The 14452-nt window shown below is 64.8% G+C and carries 16 protein-coding genes; 6 read left to right on the top strand and 10 right to left on the bottom strand.

Annotated features, from left to right (window positions below):
* Nucleotide 1: 1 nt before the first annotated feature.
* Nucleotides 2-496 carry a hypothetical protein gene (locus AC4D2E_RS07970; protein WP_490952217.1) on the top strand — a complete coding sequence of 165 codons (495 nt, stop codon included), beginning with the start codon at nucleotides 2-4 and terminating at the stop codon, nucleotides 494-496.
* 159 nt (nucleotides 497-655) lie between these two features.
* Here AC4D2E_RS07970 and AC4D2E_RS07965 read toward each other — a convergent pair whose 3' ends face one another.
* Nucleotides 656-1138: a MarR family winged helix-turn-helix transcriptional regulator gene (locus tag AC4D2E_RS07965; RefSeq protein WP_490952216.1), complete on the bottom strand. Its 483-nt coding sequence runs from the start codon at nucleotides 1136-1138 to the stop codon at nucleotides 656-658.
* 570 nt (nucleotides 1139-1708) lie between these two features.
* On the opposite strand from AC4D2E_RS07965, the gene AC4D2E_RS07960 reads away from it, so the two are divergent.
* Nucleotides 1709-3937, top strand: a complete 2229-nt coding sequence (locus AC4D2E_RS07960; protein ID WP_490952215.1) for a transglycosylase domain-containing protein — start codon at nucleotides 1709-1711, stop codon at nucleotides 3935-3937.
* A 383-nt stretch (nucleotides 3938-4320) separates the two neighbouring features.
* Here AC4D2E_RS07960 and AC4D2E_RS07955 read toward each other — a convergent pair whose 3' ends face one another.
* Nucleotides 4321-4890 carry a dihydrofolate reductase family protein gene (locus tag AC4D2E_RS07955; protein ID WP_490952214.1) on the bottom strand — a complete coding sequence of 190 codons (570 nt, stop codon included), beginning with the start codon at nucleotides 4888-4890 and terminating at the stop codon, nucleotides 4321-4323.
* 295 nt (nucleotides 4891-5185) lie between these two features.
* Between AC4D2E_RS07955 and AC4D2E_RS07950 the strand changes: the two genes are divergently transcribed.
* Nucleotides 5186-5764 (top strand): dihydrofolate reductase family protein, encoded by a 579-nt coding sequence (locus AC4D2E_RS07950; protein WP_490952213.1) that lies wholly within the window; start codon nucleotides 5186-5188, stop codon nucleotides 5762-5764.
* A gap of 200 nt (nucleotides 5765-5964) precedes the next feature.
* Here AC4D2E_RS07950 and AC4D2E_RS07945 read toward each other — a convergent pair whose 3' ends face one another.
* The gene (locus AC4D2E_RS07945) at nucleotides 5965-6741 is read right to left on the bottom strand and encodes a TetR/AcrR family transcriptional regulator (RefSeq protein WP_490952212.1); all 777 of its coding nucleotides are present in this window, start codon (nucleotides 6739-6741) and stop codon (nucleotides 5965-5967) included.
* 32 nt (nucleotides 6742-6773) lie between these two features.
* Nucleotides 6774-7205 (bottom strand): hypothetical protein, encoded by a 432-nt coding sequence (locus AC4D2E_RS07940; protein WP_490952211.1) that lies wholly within the window; start codon nucleotides 7203-7205, stop codon nucleotides 6774-6776.
* 225 nt (nucleotides 7206-7430) lie between these two features.
* Here AC4D2E_RS07940 and AC4D2E_RS07935 point away from each other — a divergent pair, with 225 nt between their 5' ends.
* Nucleotides 7431-8405 carry an HNH endonuclease family protein gene (locus AC4D2E_RS07935; protein WP_490952210.1) on the top strand — a complete coding sequence of 325 codons (975 nt, stop codon included), beginning with the start codon at nucleotides 7431-7433 and terminating at the stop codon, nucleotides 8403-8405.
* On the opposite strand, the gene AC4D2E_RS07930 is transcribed toward AC4D2E_RS07935, so the two are convergent.
* Nucleotides 8350-8637 (bottom strand): cupin domain-containing protein, encoded by a 288-nt coding sequence (locus AC4D2E_RS07930; RefSeq protein ID WP_490952339.1) that lies wholly within the window; start codon nucleotides 8635-8637, stop codon nucleotides 8350-8352. The genes AC4D2E_RS07935 and AC4D2E_RS07930 overlap by 56 nt on opposite strands.
* Nucleotides 8638-8943: 306 nt before the next feature.
* Complete coding sequence (locus tag AC4D2E_RS07925; protein ID WP_146067335.1) at nucleotides 8944-9279, bottom strand: hypothetical protein; 336 nt, start codon at nucleotides 9277-9279, stop codon at nucleotides 8944-8946.
* A 173-nt stretch (nucleotides 9280-9452) separates the two neighbouring features.
* Between AC4D2E_RS07925 and AC4D2E_RS07920 the strand changes: the two genes are divergently transcribed.
* Complete coding sequence (locus tag AC4D2E_RS07920) at nucleotides 9453-10133, top strand: hypothetical protein (RefSeq protein ID WP_490952209.1); 681 nt, start codon at nucleotides 9453-9455, stop codon at nucleotides 10131-10133.
* A gap of 86 nt (nucleotides 10134-10219) precedes the next feature.
* Here AC4D2E_RS07920 and AC4D2E_RS07915 read toward each other — a convergent pair whose 3' ends face one another.
* Nucleotides 10220-11287: a fatty acid desaturase family protein gene (locus AC4D2E_RS07915; protein ID WP_490952208.1), complete on the bottom strand. Its 1068-nt coding sequence runs from the start codon at nucleotides 11285-11287 to the stop codon at nucleotides 10220-10222.
* A gap of 556 nt (nucleotides 11288-11843) precedes the next feature.
* Between AC4D2E_RS07915 and AC4D2E_RS07910 the strand changes: the two genes are divergently transcribed.
* On the top strand, nucleotides 11844-12959 hold the full coding sequence (locus tag AC4D2E_RS07910; protein ID WP_490952207.1) for an aminoglycoside phosphotransferase family protein: 1116 nt from the start codon (nucleotides 11844-11846) through the stop codon (nucleotides 12957-12959).
* On the opposite strand, the gene AC4D2E_RS07905 is transcribed toward AC4D2E_RS07910, so the two are convergent.
* The 3 genes from AC4D2E_RS07905 to AC4D2E_RS07895 all read right to left on the bottom strand — a co-directional run bounded on the left by AC4D2E_RS07905 (nucleotide 12933) and on the right by AC4D2E_RS07895 (nucleotide 14375).
* Nucleotides 12933-13457, bottom strand: a complete 525-nt coding sequence (locus tag AC4D2E_RS07905) for a GNAT family N-acetyltransferase (protein WP_490952206.1) — start codon at nucleotides 13455-13457, stop codon at nucleotides 12933-12935. The genes AC4D2E_RS07910 and AC4D2E_RS07905 overlap by 27 nt on opposite strands.
* A 64-nt stretch (nucleotides 13458-13521) precedes the next feature.
* Entirely contained in the window at nucleotides 13522-13923 is a 402-nt protein-coding gene (locus tag AC4D2E_RS07900; protein WP_104164435.1) for a DUF1304 domain-containing protein, read from the bottom strand.
* Entirely contained in the window at nucleotides 13920-14375 is a 456-nt protein-coding gene (locus AC4D2E_RS07895; protein ID WP_104164437.1) for a cupin domain-containing protein, read from the bottom strand. The genes AC4D2E_RS07900 and AC4D2E_RS07895 overlap by 4 nt, the downstream gene beginning before the upstream one ends.
* Nucleotides 14376-14452 lie beyond the last annotated feature (77 nt).

The raw sequence follows: 14452 nt of genomic DNA, 5'->3' as shown, positions 1-14452 counted from the left end.
CATGACCCCTTCATACGAGCAGACCCGTTCAACACGCTGGCGCTGGCCCGCCCTGACCCGCGTTCTGGCTTTGCCGGCTGCCCTTGCTATCGTCCTGACCGCCTGCAGCAGCGGATACGCAGACCCTAAAGGCGCCGAACTCGCCGGAACTGATGGCCAGGTCAGTCAGATCGAGATCGCGGACCTCAGACTCACCACCTTCGCCGAAGGAGAACCTGCTCAATTCCCCGGCATCCTCGCAAACCAGAGCGCCGCCCCGCTGAAAATGACCTTCACCGATGACGACGACGAGACGTCCGTAACGGTACCCGCGAACAGCACCCTGGACCTCGACGAAGCGCCAACCGTTCTCGAGACGGCGGACGTCCAGCCCGGTACCATCATGACCGTCATGATTACCGTCGCTTCCGACGAGGAAGCGGTCGAGTTACCCGTCGTCGACGGAACAGTTGACCAATACGGCGACATTGTTCCCAACGGCGCCGAGGACCGGTAGCACTACGCACCGGATAATCCGCCGATCAATGCAACCAGGTGAGGCAACTCCCCCTACGATCTCTCTTTTGGTGCCATGTGTCCCGGCGCGATCTGTACGGTCCGCACCTCACGGCCAGCGCCATCGATACACGGCCGTGGCAGCCGAATCCCTTGTCCCTCATTGGAAAGTGACTCCGAGGACTTCGGACATCGCTTCAGCCGGCTCCTCACCGGCAGCTGAAGCGAATGAGTTCATGGCCTGCTCAAGATACTGCCTCTCGCTGGGTGCCATGCGCGAAAGGACCGTTGCTAGTGCAGCCCTGCGATGGACCATCACCCCCGACACCAGGGCCAATCCCTTGTCGGTCAGCCGAAGCTGCAGGAAGCGACGGTCCTGGGGGTCGTTATCGCGTCGTATCAGCTTGGCTGCGACTAGACGGTCGCACGTCCGAGTGGCATTCGATGCATGCACGCCCAAATCGTCCGCAACGGCTCCCAACGTCTGGGGACCACGGCTGGCAATCATCACGAGAACCCGCAACTGGGACGGAGTCACGACGTCCTCGACCTCAGCCAGCGATTTCGCCATGATGGCAACGAGCACTCTGGAAGCGCGCATCATCGCATCGATTTGTCCATCTGAGACGGGATGATCCTCCATGCCACCCAGTATCCAACCGAAGCCCACGCGGCGACAAAAGGTACCGCGGCACCCACAACTCGACCCGCACCAAGGAATCACCGATTTCGCTTTCGAAGGCGTAGCAGTTTGCTTCATACAGCTAGCTCTCAGTTCATGACAGTCCGGCTACGGGCCGGACACGATCGCACAACGTCCCCCGCGGGCCAGTCACAGGGCGGTAACGGGCCGGCCCCTGCGTTTGGAACCAGATTCTCAGCATGCCTACGGTTGCCGCTGGCATGACGCCAACCGAACCCAAGAACAGGGCCAATCCGAGTCTCGGAACTCCTCGCTTCCGAACTCCCGAATAGGAGAAGGCATCGTCACGAAGGCAAACCAAGATCGGATGAACAATGCAACGTCTCCCGCCAACGCACCCGTCGGAGTCCGGTTCGTCGCACCAGGCGGACCGGCGTCCTGCAAAGCGCACGATGCAAACGTTGAAACCACCGGTCCCGGACCGAAGGCGGAGATCATTCGCCCGGTCCGGAGCGGCGAGCTCGGTTTCGACACTGCCGGAATCATCGACCCCGACATCTCGGGCTCCTGATGGCCGCGAACACGTCGTCGTTCTTCGGCTCGGGCTCCATGATCGGCACTGCCATGGCGTTCCTGGGCATCAGTGGGCTCGCGGGCGTGCTCGCGGCGGGTCTCCTCGTGCCGGTGGCCGCCGTCACCGGCACGGGTGCTTCCGCCTCCCTCGAGTTCTTCGAAGATCTACCGACCGAGCTGGAACGCGAGGCGCTGGCGCAGCCGACCACGATCGTGGCTGCGGACGGGTCGCTCATCGCGACCCTGTATGAGGAGAACCGGCAGCCGGTCACCCTTGATGAGGTGTCCCAGGACATGCAGGACGCTCTGGTCTCCATCGAGGACTACCGCTTCTACGAGCATGGGGGCGTGGACCTCGAGGGCATCTTCGGTGCGATCGCCAGCAATCTCACGAGTGGGTCGACGCGCGGCGCATCGACCATCACCCAGCAGTTCGTGACCAACGTCCTGATCGATTCCGCCCTGCGTGGCGGTGAGGAGGCCGTGTTCAGCGGTAACAAGACGGTCGGCGACAAGCTTCGCGAGATGAAGCTCGCCATCGCGGTGGAAAAGAACCTGAGCAAGGACAAGATCCTCGCCGGGTATCTGAACATCGTCCCGTTCAGCGGGACCACGTACGGCGTCCAGGCGGCGGCCCGGTACTTCTTCGACGTGGATGCGAAGGACCTGACCATCCCGCAGAGTGCCCTGCTCGCCGGGCTGGTCAACGGCCCCACGTTCTACAGCCCCATCGAGCATCCGGAGCGCGCACTGCAACGGAGGAATCTCGTGATCGGCGCGATGCTGACCCACGGGAAGATCACTCGGGAGGAGCACGACGCGGCCGTCACCACGGAGCTCGGGTTGGATGTCACGCCCACTCTCAACGGATGTGCCGGTGCCGCACGGGCACCGTACTTCTGCGACTACGTCACACACCTGATCCTCAACGACCCTGCTTACGGCGAGACCGTCGAGAACCGCGAGAACGTGCTGTACCGCTCCGGTCTCACGATCAGGACCACACTGGACCCGCGCGTGCAGGCGGCGGCCCAGACCGCCGTGAATGACACCGCCGACCCGGACACCACCGACGAAGCGGTGGGCCACTCCATGGTCAGCCTCGAACCGGGCACCGGCAACATCCTCTCGATGGCGCAGAACACCCGCTACCTGCCGGGGGACGCGCCCGGCAACTCGGTGCTGAACTTCAACGTCGACCAGTACCAGGGCGGCGACCCCTCGAAGAACCTCGGGGGAGTGGGAGGCTTCCAGCCCGGATCGACGTTCAAGCCCTTCATTGTGGCCGCATGGATCGAGGCCGGAGGGTCCCTGAACACGCCTATCGACGGACGCAAACGCACGTACCCCGAGGGCGACGAATGGCCGGCGAGCTGCCTCCCTGGCGGCTCGTACACGGTCCAGACGCCGCAGGGAAGGGGTTACACGCCCCAGAACTACGGAGACACCAACTATGGGACCTACACCGTCCTCCGGGGTTTGGCGCAGTCCTACAACACCATCACCATGGAAACCGCCCGCCAGCTCGACATGTGCAGGATCTTCGATATCGCACACGACATGGGCGTCCATGATGGCAAGAGCGCGAGCGGCAAGCCTGGAAGACTCGATGTCCTGGCTCCCGGTCTCATCGGGGGAGTCCAGGATGTCGCACCCCTGTCCATGGCCACGGCGTACGCCGGATTCGCCGCCGAGGGTACCGTGTGCCAGCCCCGGGCCCTCCTCGACGTCACGGCCGCCGACGGCACGAACTACCCCGTGTCGGACATCGACTGCCACCAGGCGATTTCGGAGGAGACGGCCCGCGGCGTCAATTACGCCACCCAGGAAGTCATGAAGACAGGGTCGGGTCAGCAGCTCGACTACGGGGAGATCCCCATGGCCGGCAAGACCGGAACCAACGACCAGCGATCGCAGACCTGGTTCATCGGCTACAACTCCGGCATGGTCACGGCGAGCTGGATCGGGAACTGGAAGGAGGGCAACACCTCCCTCAGCGGGCTCCGGATCGGCGGGACGATCTACCCGGAGATCGATGGTTCGCTCATCGCAGCCCCCTCCTGGGCGCACTTCATGCAGCAGATCCCTGGCTTGCATGTCGGCGACCCGTTCACGGCTCCTACCGCGGCGACGTTATATGGGGTGACGCGCCCCACTGCCAATAGCGGCCCTACAGTCTCTACCGTCCCATCGAATGGCCCCTACCAAACCGACAAAGCAGGGTGAGTGGGCGACTTCGGGTCCCTGCCACTCGCGAATCGTCGGTGGTGGTTGGGTTTGTGCCCCTATGCGAAGGCGTTCGGTCACGGGTTGCATGACTGCGTCCACGCTCGATTCCATCGTCGTAAGGAGGCCGGCGAAACTTACGGCTATCGCTTCTGGCATTGGGGGGACAACAGTCATGCCCCACACTCGGACCACCTGATCGACCCCGCCCAGAAGAGCGACAGGTAGGGGCATGACCAGATCGGACTGGGAGTGCGCGACTGTCGTGTTCCGGTACTTTCGGACGCACCGTGTCCCAGGTGCCGCACCCCCCCTGAACTTTCAGGCAGGGTGCGGATGCCGAATAGCCCGACGGCTCGTCCGACCCGTCAAGACAAGTCACCTCACGCCGGTACCGGCGTGGGCCGGTAGCGCAGGGCTACTGCCCCCGACCGGAACTCATGGCGATTCACGAGCTCAAGCTGGACGCGTTTGCGCAGACCGGCGAGCAACGTCGGCCCGTGTCCGGCAAGGACCGGCTGCACCAGGAACTCGTACTCGTCGATCAGTCCCAGATCTGCCAACGCGAGGGGGAGCGTCACGCCACCCACCCACAGGCTCTCGCCCGATTCCTGCTTGAGCCGCTGAACCGCTGGCCCCAGGTCGCCCTGCACCAGCTCGGCATTCCAATCGACCCCGCTCAGTGTGCTCGACACGACGTGCTTCTTCGCCCCATGGATGGCCTCGGCGAACGGGATCTGCCACTCACCCATCCACTCAGGCCACGTGCCCGCGGCCGGCTGCCGCCACGCAGACTCCATCATCTCGTAGGTCACCCGGCCGAAGAGCAGAGCGTCGGCTCGCTCCATCTCAGCGGTCCAGTAACGCATCGACTCCTCGTCGGGAGGGAGCCCCGCCTCGTGATGACAGCAGCCGTCGAGCGTGACGTTGATTGAGTATCGAAGGTGTCGCATCCCGTTGCCCTCACCTGATACGTGCAGCGCGTTTCCACGAGACAGTACTCAAACTACATTCGGCGAGCAACTGTCGCCCTGAGGATCCCGTACCGGAATGGGCGGTGCTGACCGACTGCTGACGATGAGCCGTCCTTCCGCGCCCGGTACCTCGAGCTGCGGGCGGCCTCTTCGGGCACTGACGGAATCGGCTGACGGCCTGGAATCTGACCGCTATCCGATCCGCGTTCTGCAGCGGCTTAGGTACCATCTGACGAGCGGAAGTCGCTCAGTGCCGACATCGACGAGGACGTTCATGGGCAAGGTCGCTTGGGGTTTCGCTTGTTCACTCGACGGCTTCATTGCGGGCCCTGAGCATGACATGAGCTGGTTGGCTGCTGCGGAGCCATTGGCCGAGGGTGTCACCGAGCGCCTGGCCGGGGCAGTCGCCGTCATCATCGCCGGCAGGAACGGCTACGACGCTGCGCAAGCGCAAGCGCAAGGCGACGAGCGGGACGAGATGACCTCCGAGGCGTACGGTGGCGCATGGTCGGGAACCGAGATCATCCTTACTCATCGACCCCACGAGATAGCCGGTGATCCTTCGTTCGTCGCGATGAACTGTGACATAGGTGAGGCGATAGAGCGCGCTCAGCAGATCGCCGGTGACCGGGACATACAGATCATCAGCGCGGACATCGCCCGCCAGGCCCTGGAGCACAACCTCATCGATGAGCTGCAGGTCTTCGTCGCCCCAGTGTTCCTCGGTGATGGCACCCGCATCTTCGATGTACCTGGCGGACACCGGTATGACTGGGAACTCGGGGGAACGTACGAGGGCGTGGAACGCAGCTTCGGCCGGACATATCGCCCACGAGGTCATCGCCCGAGCTAGCGATCAACCCAGTACATCTCATCCATCCCGAGCAACCGAGTTCCAACGAGGCGCCCGGTCGCAGTGCGACCGGCTACAAGCGGATGCACGCGCGGAGTCTGCGGCACGGACACTGTGGTGACTCGCGTGGTGGACCCGCGGCGCCACGTCAGCATCAAGAGTCTGGTTCCGGGAGGGCTTTGGCCTACGAGATGGGCGGGTTAATCGCCGGTGGGACCATCAGCGGCCAGCAGTTCGAGGGCGCGAATTGTCTGTTGCAGGCCGAACGCGTACGCGTGGTGCGGATCGTGCGCGCTGCCGTGGGCAGCGCCGGCCGCGCTCCCCACGCGCGAGGCGAGGGGGTAACACTTGTCGTTGACGTTCTGTGCCAGGAGAGGCGCGGCTTCATCCCACCATTCCTGGTCGGTGCCGCCCGCTCGCGATGTGTCACGCGCGCCGTGGATGTCGCGAGCAGCGTTGCGCACGAAATTCAACAGGAACGTAAGAGCATCGTCCGTCGCAAGGTCGCCCAGGCCTGAGCCGTCAAAGGCGGAAACTTCGTACTCGTACTTGGCCATCTGGCCCGGCCCCAGTGGAGGGCGCAGCGTGGACAAGTGAGTTGCCCAGGAGTGCCGCTCGTACAGGTCAAGGTTGCTCGCGGCCACGGCGCGCACCCTGACCTGCCATGGCGCCGTCTCGAATGGCGGGCGGGGCATCTTCAGATAGGCGTCGTCGAGGATCACATCCAGCAGCTCGGCGCGACCGGGGATGTAGGTGTAGAGGCTCATTGGCCGAATGTTCAACCGCTCGGCGAGGCGGCGCATCGTCAGTGCGGTGAGGCCGTGTTCGTCGGCGAGGGACGTCGCAGCTTCCACGATTGTGTTGAACTCGAGTCCCCGTCGGGGACCGCGGCGGGGACTCGAGTCTGGAGGAAGATGCTCGCGCCAAAGGAGTTGCAACGTCGCCGCCGGTTTGCCGGAGCTGGTGACGTCGTTCATGTAGTCATCCTCCTGTTTCCCGCGGCCCCGTGTCACATCTGGTCATGCCAACCTCCGGCTACCATCGTCTGGAACTTCCATCCATCGGGTGTTCGAACGAGCAGGTCGCCATATCGCATCTGCGTCTCAACGCCTCCGACGACGAACGATGCATCCGTGACGACGAAGCACAGCGCGGGCGAGATGAAGGTGGGATGCCGCCTCGACTGCATCTCGGCCCCTTCAGAGCCTTCCAGCACCTGCCGCATCTGCTCGATGTACGTCATGCGATCGCAAGAACGGGTCACAGCATGACCCGTCGCGTCGTCAGACACCTCGTTCAGCGGGAACGAAGCCAGGTCGGCCATGCCTTCCACATCGCCAACCTGAACAAGCGCGTCGTACTGAGCGAACCAATCCAGAATCTCCTGGGTGGCGGCGGGGGACGCCGAAGCGCCGGCTGCGGCTGATGTCGTATCATTCATTCGAGTCTCCGATCTCGTGTCCTCAATACCGTACGGCGTACTGAGATTATTCCTCTTTGCGGAGGCGCGCTCTAGAGGCAGCTTCGTCGGAACTTCGAAGACCCAGCCACGAGGACTCCACCCTGCCCCTCCGGACATGGAATCGGCGCAACCAGCGGATGCCTCGACGTGCTGATGGGGTCCGGGTAACAGGCCGCCCGGCCTGCCTCGGTAGGCTTGACGGCGATGAGCAGAACCACCGGCCCCGCACACATGACGAGCAAGACGACCTCCCGATCCTCCCGCCTGACCCTAGCCGCTGCCGGCGCCCTCTTCGCGCTCGGGCTCTCCGGCTGCGACGCCAGGGCCGTGCTGGACGGTCCCACCGGCCCGAACTCGGCCGCGAGCCAATCTCCGGCATCCGCCGGCACTGCGCTGGCCGCCCTCGAGCAGACCCCCCTCAAAGGCCGCGCCCCGAAGACCGTCTACAGCCGCGAGGAGTTCGGGTCCGCGTGGGCTGATGTCGACCGCGATGGCTGCGACACCCGTAATCAGGTCCTCAACCGGGACCTTTCCGACGTCGTGCACGCCATCAGCGTGCCCTGCAAGGTGGAGTTTGGGGTCCTCGACGACCCGTACACGGGCGCCCGCATCGAGTTCCAGCGCGGCCAGGACACCAGCTCCGACGTCCAGATCGACCACATCATCGCCCTCTCGAACGCCTGGCAGACCGGCGCCCAGCAGCTCACCGCCGAGGAGCGCCTCCAGCTGGCCAACGACCCGCTGAACCTCCGGTCTGCCGACGGCCCCACGAACGGCGCCAAGGGCGACGGGAACGCCGCCACCTGGCTGCCGCCGAACAAGGCGTTCCGCTGCGAGTACGTCGCCACCCAGACCGCCGTGAAGGCCAAGTACGAGCTCTGGATGACCGCCGCCGAACACGACGCCATCGTGCGCGTCCTCGACACCTGCCCCGACCAGCCACTGCCGACCCGAGGCGGCGCCAAGGGACAGCCGGTGGCCGTCGACGAAACGCCCGCACCTGCGGCGACTGAGGAGCCCGGCACAGAGGCTTCTGCAGCTCCGGCCGGCGAGATCGCCTACGCCGCCTGCGCCGAGGTGAAGGCCACCGGCACCGTACCGATCATGGCCGGCGATCCCGGGTTCAGCCCCGCCTTCGACGGCAACGGTGACGGTGACGGCATAGGGTGCGAATCATGACGGTGGGGGCGGACGGTGGCATCGTGTGTCGGCTCACCCTGCCTGGATTCGAAGTCCACCTGGAGAGCGTCCGCTCCTGCCCATCACCGGCGTTCCGGAACGTGTGCCACTGGTCCCGAGGTTTCACCACGAGCTCTCCCGGTCCGGCGTAGTACACCTCGTCGTCGAGCAGGAAACCGACACGACCGTCGGTGACGATGGTGCATTCATCCGCGCGGTTGCGCATATGCAGCGGTACTCCGGGTTCGCGGCCCGTCGGGTTGAAGCTCCCATCGTCAACTACCGGAACAGACTGATTGAGCAGGTGTTGAGGAGATCAGCGACGGCCGGTTCGGCCTGCTGCAGGACCACCTGTTCAAGAGCCCGAGCACCGCAGACGCCTTCGTCGCAGGCCTCAACCCCGCGCGGTGCACCGGGCGGTGTACCGATACATCCTCACGGCCATGAACACGCGGTTCGACCTCGCCGTCCAGCACCTACTACCCGGCACCCGCCGACACCAAGCCCGGGAACGCTTTCGTCGAGTCCCGCCAGGCCGTCAGCGGCGGGTGTGCGGCCGCGCGTAGCGGCGCATCAGATCGGTCAAGGCCAGGATTGTGATGATGATGGACACGGCGACGGCGGCGAGGCCCACGTAGAGCCCCGTCAGCATCGCCATGGGCGAGCTCGCGCCGGCCAGGTAGCCGATGCCACCGATGGCTCCGACAAACCAGAACACGGCCACCGCGAGCAGCGCCAGCAACGACGGCAGAGCCGCCCGATTGTCCCTCAACCACTGCGTCGGACGTACCTTTTCGATCCCCATGAGCGCCATGATCCAAGCATGAGTCCGGGACACGGCGCCGCCACCGTCGACACGTACCGGTTCGGTCACGATGTGATCCGATGAATGGCCTGGGCGCCGTGGATCACGGTGCACCCAGCCCCTTGACGCTATATCCAAGAGATTCATTCGGAGGTAATATCCGCCTCGGGGGATGAAGCAGGGCAGGGTTCTTGCCGGGCGGCCCCTCGCTGTCACAAAACTTCGTTCTCAGGATGATCTCCGTGCCCAAACTGCCGTCCCTCCTCGCCCTCGCCGCGACCACCGCCCTCCTCGCAGGCTGCGCCAGCGCCCCTGATGACGAGCGGGCCGCGGCTCCTACGGCTGCCGCAGAGACTGCTTCGGCATCTCCCAGCGCTCCGAAGCCGTCCGCCACCCCCGTAGCGACCCCCTCTGCGACCCCGCCAGCCGCCCCTGCAGCGGAGTCGGTCGCACCGGAGGCTCCCGCGACGGTGCCCGCCCCCGCGATCACCCCGCCTGTTGCCCCTCCAATTGAAGCTCCCGCGGCCCCTGCAGTGACCGAGGCGCCGGCGGCGGCTCCCACCATCACGGCCGATTTGGAAGCCGTGGTACCCGCAGGCGTCGTCGTCACGCCGCACCCCGAGTGGGGCGTGGTGAGCACCACCGTCACCCAGGGGTCCTCGTTCACGATCAACGGCAGCGGCTACCAGCCCGGGCAGCAGATCATCATCAACATGGGCATCGCCCAGTCCGACGGCATGGTGATGGACGAGCAGTCAGCGATCACCGACGCCGGAGGGGCCTACAGCTTCACGATCACGATCGGGCGGGATCTCGTGCCGCGGACCTATGGCGTCCTGACCTATCCCGCAGATGCTCTGGGGAACGGCCCGGCCCTCGAAGCCTCGAAGCGCTTCGCCGCCATCGAGGTCGTCGCACCGTAGCCGAAGGGTCGCACCCGGCCTCGTCGGCAGCCTGGCGCCGGCTCCGGTCGCGCGAGCCGGATGCGGAACGGAGACACCGGGCGTGCCTACGGGCGGCGGTACCGGCTGATCATGGGACAGTCGAAAGGGTCCCGGGCAGACAAGCCAACGTGGTTGAGGTGGGTGATCACTGCCCTGTAGGACGCCAGCACGCGGACTTGTGTGTAGGGAATGCCCGCCCTCTTGCAGTGTTTCCTGACGATGAGGCTTGCTCGGCGCAGGTTCGGCCGGGGCATGTTCGGGAACAGATGGTGTTCGATCTGGAAGTTCAGGCCACCGAACACGGAATCAGTGAACGTGCCGCCTGTGACGTTGCGCGAGGTGCGCACCTGACGTTCGAGAAAATCCGCGGTGGTGTCGTGGGCCAGAATCGGCATTCCTTTGTGGTTCGGGGCGAAGGCGGCGCCCATGTAGACACCGAAAACCGCCAGCTGCACGCCGAGGAACGCGCACGCCATCCCTGCTGGCAGGAACCAGAACAGGACGCCGAGGTAGCCGCCGAAGCGCACGCCGATCAGGGCCAGTTCCACCCAGCGGCCAGACACCGGTTTCCGCTCGACCAAGGTCCTGAAGGACTGAACATGCAGGTTGAGGCCTTCAAGAGTCAGCAGTGGGAAGAACAGATAACCCTGCCGTCGCGTGAACCACGCGCTCAAGCCCGTCTTCGCGGCAGCGTCATCGGCCCGGAAGGAAAGGGTGCCCATGGCGATGTCGGGGTCTTTCCCGACGGTGTTCGGAGTGTTGTGGTGTCGTGTGTGTTTGGTGATCCACCAGGCATAGCTGATCCCGACGAAACCCGCGGCGAGTATCCTGCCTGCCCATTCATTGGCCGTACGGGAGGCGAAGATCTGATGGTGGGAAGCTTCGTGGCCGAGGAACGCGAGCTGTGTGAGGATGACTGCCAGGGTTGCGGCGATGAGCAGTTGAGCCCAGTGGACACCGACCAGCAGGAACCCGATGCCCGTCGCGGTCAGGGCGAGCATGAGCAGGAGAAAGACGCTGATGTAGAACGGTCGGCGCCTCTCGAGCAGCCCATCGGCCCGGACCTGCTTCAGGAGCGTGGCATATGAAGCAACGGCGTCATTCGGTGTGGCGATCCGCACCTTGCGCGTCACCGACGGAGCGCGTCCGGTGCCTGGCGGTCCCTGATTCGGGGAAGCCCAAAGGCCAGGGTCGGCGACACCGGATGATGCATCGTCCACAGGGTTCATCTGCCAGCCCCTCTTGTCTCAGCCTCGTGGCGCCGATGGAACGGCGAATGGCCCGCTGGCAGGGTCCGGGACAGCACCCTCAGGATACGTCTGCCCAGAACCACCGGTACGATCCAGAACAACGTGATGCTCGGCGTGCGAATGCGGGTTGCCTGATCTACTATCCAGCGCACGACCCATGGACGTCTGCGTCAAGGCCACCCGGCCCGCCCGTTCAATACTGGTTCCGAGGGCTATCAACCTGTCCCCACGATGCCGCAGAAATCGACGTCCGCGGTAATTTCTACGCCCGCCCGTGCCTCACCAATGTGTCTCACGTCGACTGCCCTCGACCCCTTGACACCACTCGTCCTTTCCCTTCCACTGGTGTCGGTCTCCGTGATGGTCCGTAGTCATAGGAGGGCTTCGAATGGATGGGGAGCCGGGGCAAGTTGCGGCGTTCGATCGGGCGATTCTGGGGTTGGCGGATGTCAGCGACGACGCTCTCGCGTCGATCATCGAGGACGATCTCGGCGTCCGTGGCGTCGAGTTGGCGAGTTGCCACGCAGAGGTGGCCGAGTACGACCTCGACGCGCTCACCACGGCAGGGCGCTACAGGGTTCATGGCACTGCCAGACACGCGGGCGGTGTGTCTCCGTACTCCTTCTTCGTCAAAGTGGTGCAGTCCTGGACCCGCTCGCCCCAGTTCGAGCAGGTTCCCGAGGCGTTCCGTGAGATAGCGGCGGCGAGCCTTCCGTGGCGCAACGAGCCTGCTGTCTACAGGTCCGATCTCCGGGATCGTCTCCCCGACGGTTTCTCGATGCCCCGTGCGTACTCCGTTGTCGACATCGACGAGTTCTCGGCCGGTCTGTGGCTCCAGTTCATCGACCACGACTCGAGTCGATGGGGAATCGATACCTTCGCGCGCGCCGCCTACCTGCTCGGCAGATTGGCCGCGAGCCCGACCGTTCGACCGCTCCGCACTCTCGGTAGCACCGACGTGGTCCGTGGCTACGATCGTGGTCGGCTCGAACATCAGGTGCTGCCGGTGCTCCGCAGCGAGGAACTCTGGGCTCATCCGCTGGTGGCGGGGGCGTTCGATCCTGACCTGAGGCATCGCATACTGGATGCAGCTGAAGCGCTGCCGCGCTTTCTGGAGGAGCTCGACGGAGCTCCGCTGGGCAGCGCGCATGGCGACTCCTGTCCCCGCAATCTGCTCGCGACGAGCGGGAACCAGGAGACGCTGGTCCTGATCGACTTCGGATTCTGGTGCGAGGCGCCGCTGTCCTTCGACCTCACCCAACTCATGGTCGGGGAGATTCAGACCGGGGAGCGTCCTGCGTCCGAGCTCCCCCACCTCGAAGGCGTGTGCTTGCCGGCCTACCATCGGGGGCTGATCGACGAAGGATGCACCGTCTCCCTCGACGCCCTCAGACGCACCCACGCGCTCCTGATGGTGCTGTTCTACGGCTTGTCCGCGGTGCCGCTCGAGGTACTCTTCGGTTTGCCCGCACCAGGGTCGGCAGACGTCGTGCGGGAGCGTGCGCGAGCAGCCTCCTTCGTCCTCGATCTACTCGACTCCACCCGCGGCCCGTGAGTCGGCGACGTCGGAGCGGATCATGTGAACCACTGGTAGGTCGTCTTCAATCTTCTCGATCCCGTCCGGCCGAAATCCGTGTTTGCGGTAGAACGCCTGTGCTCGAGGATTCGGACGGGCTACCCATAAGGTCGCTGCTTCCGATGGGGCGAGCACCGCTTCGAGCAGGTTCGTCCCGGCCCCGGACCCATGCCACTGCTTCAACACGTAGAGGACGTAGAGGTGAAGTGGATCGGACTCCTGAGCACCCGGCCCTGACATGGCGATCCCGACGATGATTCCGTTGTCCTCCGCGACAGCTACTCGGTGAGTGATGAATCGTGGATCCGTCAGCACCGTGTTCCATTGCCGCTCCCGTGCGGAGGTGAAGCCCGGATCGTCAAGGATGTGATCAGAGATCAGGCCGCGATAGGTCTCGTTCCACGCCTGCACATTGACGTGCGCCATTGCAGGGACATCGGTCAGCTGCGCAGGGCGAACCCTGATGGTCTGGGACATTTCGTGAGTATAGGGGCCGTTCCCTCCGCTGCCCGGCCCGCCGCGGGCCAGACGCGCGCCCTCGCTACAGTGCCGCGGCAATCAGGGTGATCAGCGGAGGTACACCCTGACCGAGCGCACCGCCGATCCCCTTCCCCTTCGGTCTGCCCATCGCCATCCGGTCGGCAATGAACAGCACAATGCCGGAGAGCATCATGAACCAGCAGATATAGATCACCAAGGCGCGGCCGACGGCTTCATCGCCCATGGCCCACAGGGCGACACCCACGATGATGCCGGCGGCGAGGAACAGGTTATAGAAGCCGACACCGAAGGCCCACAATCGGACGGCCGGAACATCGGCGGTGTCCGTGAGGAAGACCCGATAATGCACCCCTTCCCGCTCGAACAACAAGGCCTCGCAGACGAACACGGCGACGTGGATCAGCGCCGCGATCAGGGCGAAAGTCCAGACAACGGTCGTCATGGCACGCCCTCCAGTGTCACCGGATGCCGGGCCAGGACTGCCTGAAGCTCAGTGGCGGCGTCCTGGATGGATCGGCCACGGGGGACGGCGGCATCGAGGTCGGCATGGAACCGGCCCATCGCTCCTGTCAGGCTCATGACGAGGAATGTGGTGGACGGGGTGAGCACAGTGAAGGTGTGGAGGGCGTTGGCAGGGATGGCAAGGGAACATCCTGGACCCAGGTCGTAGCCCTCGTCCCCCACCTGGACGATCATCCTGCCGTGCAGCACATAGTAGGTCTTGTCCCAGCCGGTGCGGTGCAGCGGAGTCGCGGGACCGCGGGGCGCCATCACCTCGAACAGCTCGTACTGATCGGCCGTGCTCTCGGCGCCGACCTTGACCGTGAGCACCGCGTCCGGAGAAGCGAGTTCCACGCCGTCGCCGGCTGGCGTGTATTGGACCGTGGTTTCCATGCGGCCCACGGTAGGCGCGGCGTCGTGCAGCGGTCGATCCCAGAATTGTGGGGATGTGAGGAGGGTGCTGCGGTGCC

The organism is Arthrobacter sp. TJ-265, assembly GCF_058269135.1.
This window is presented reverse-complemented; position numbering and strand designations above follow the sequence as displayed.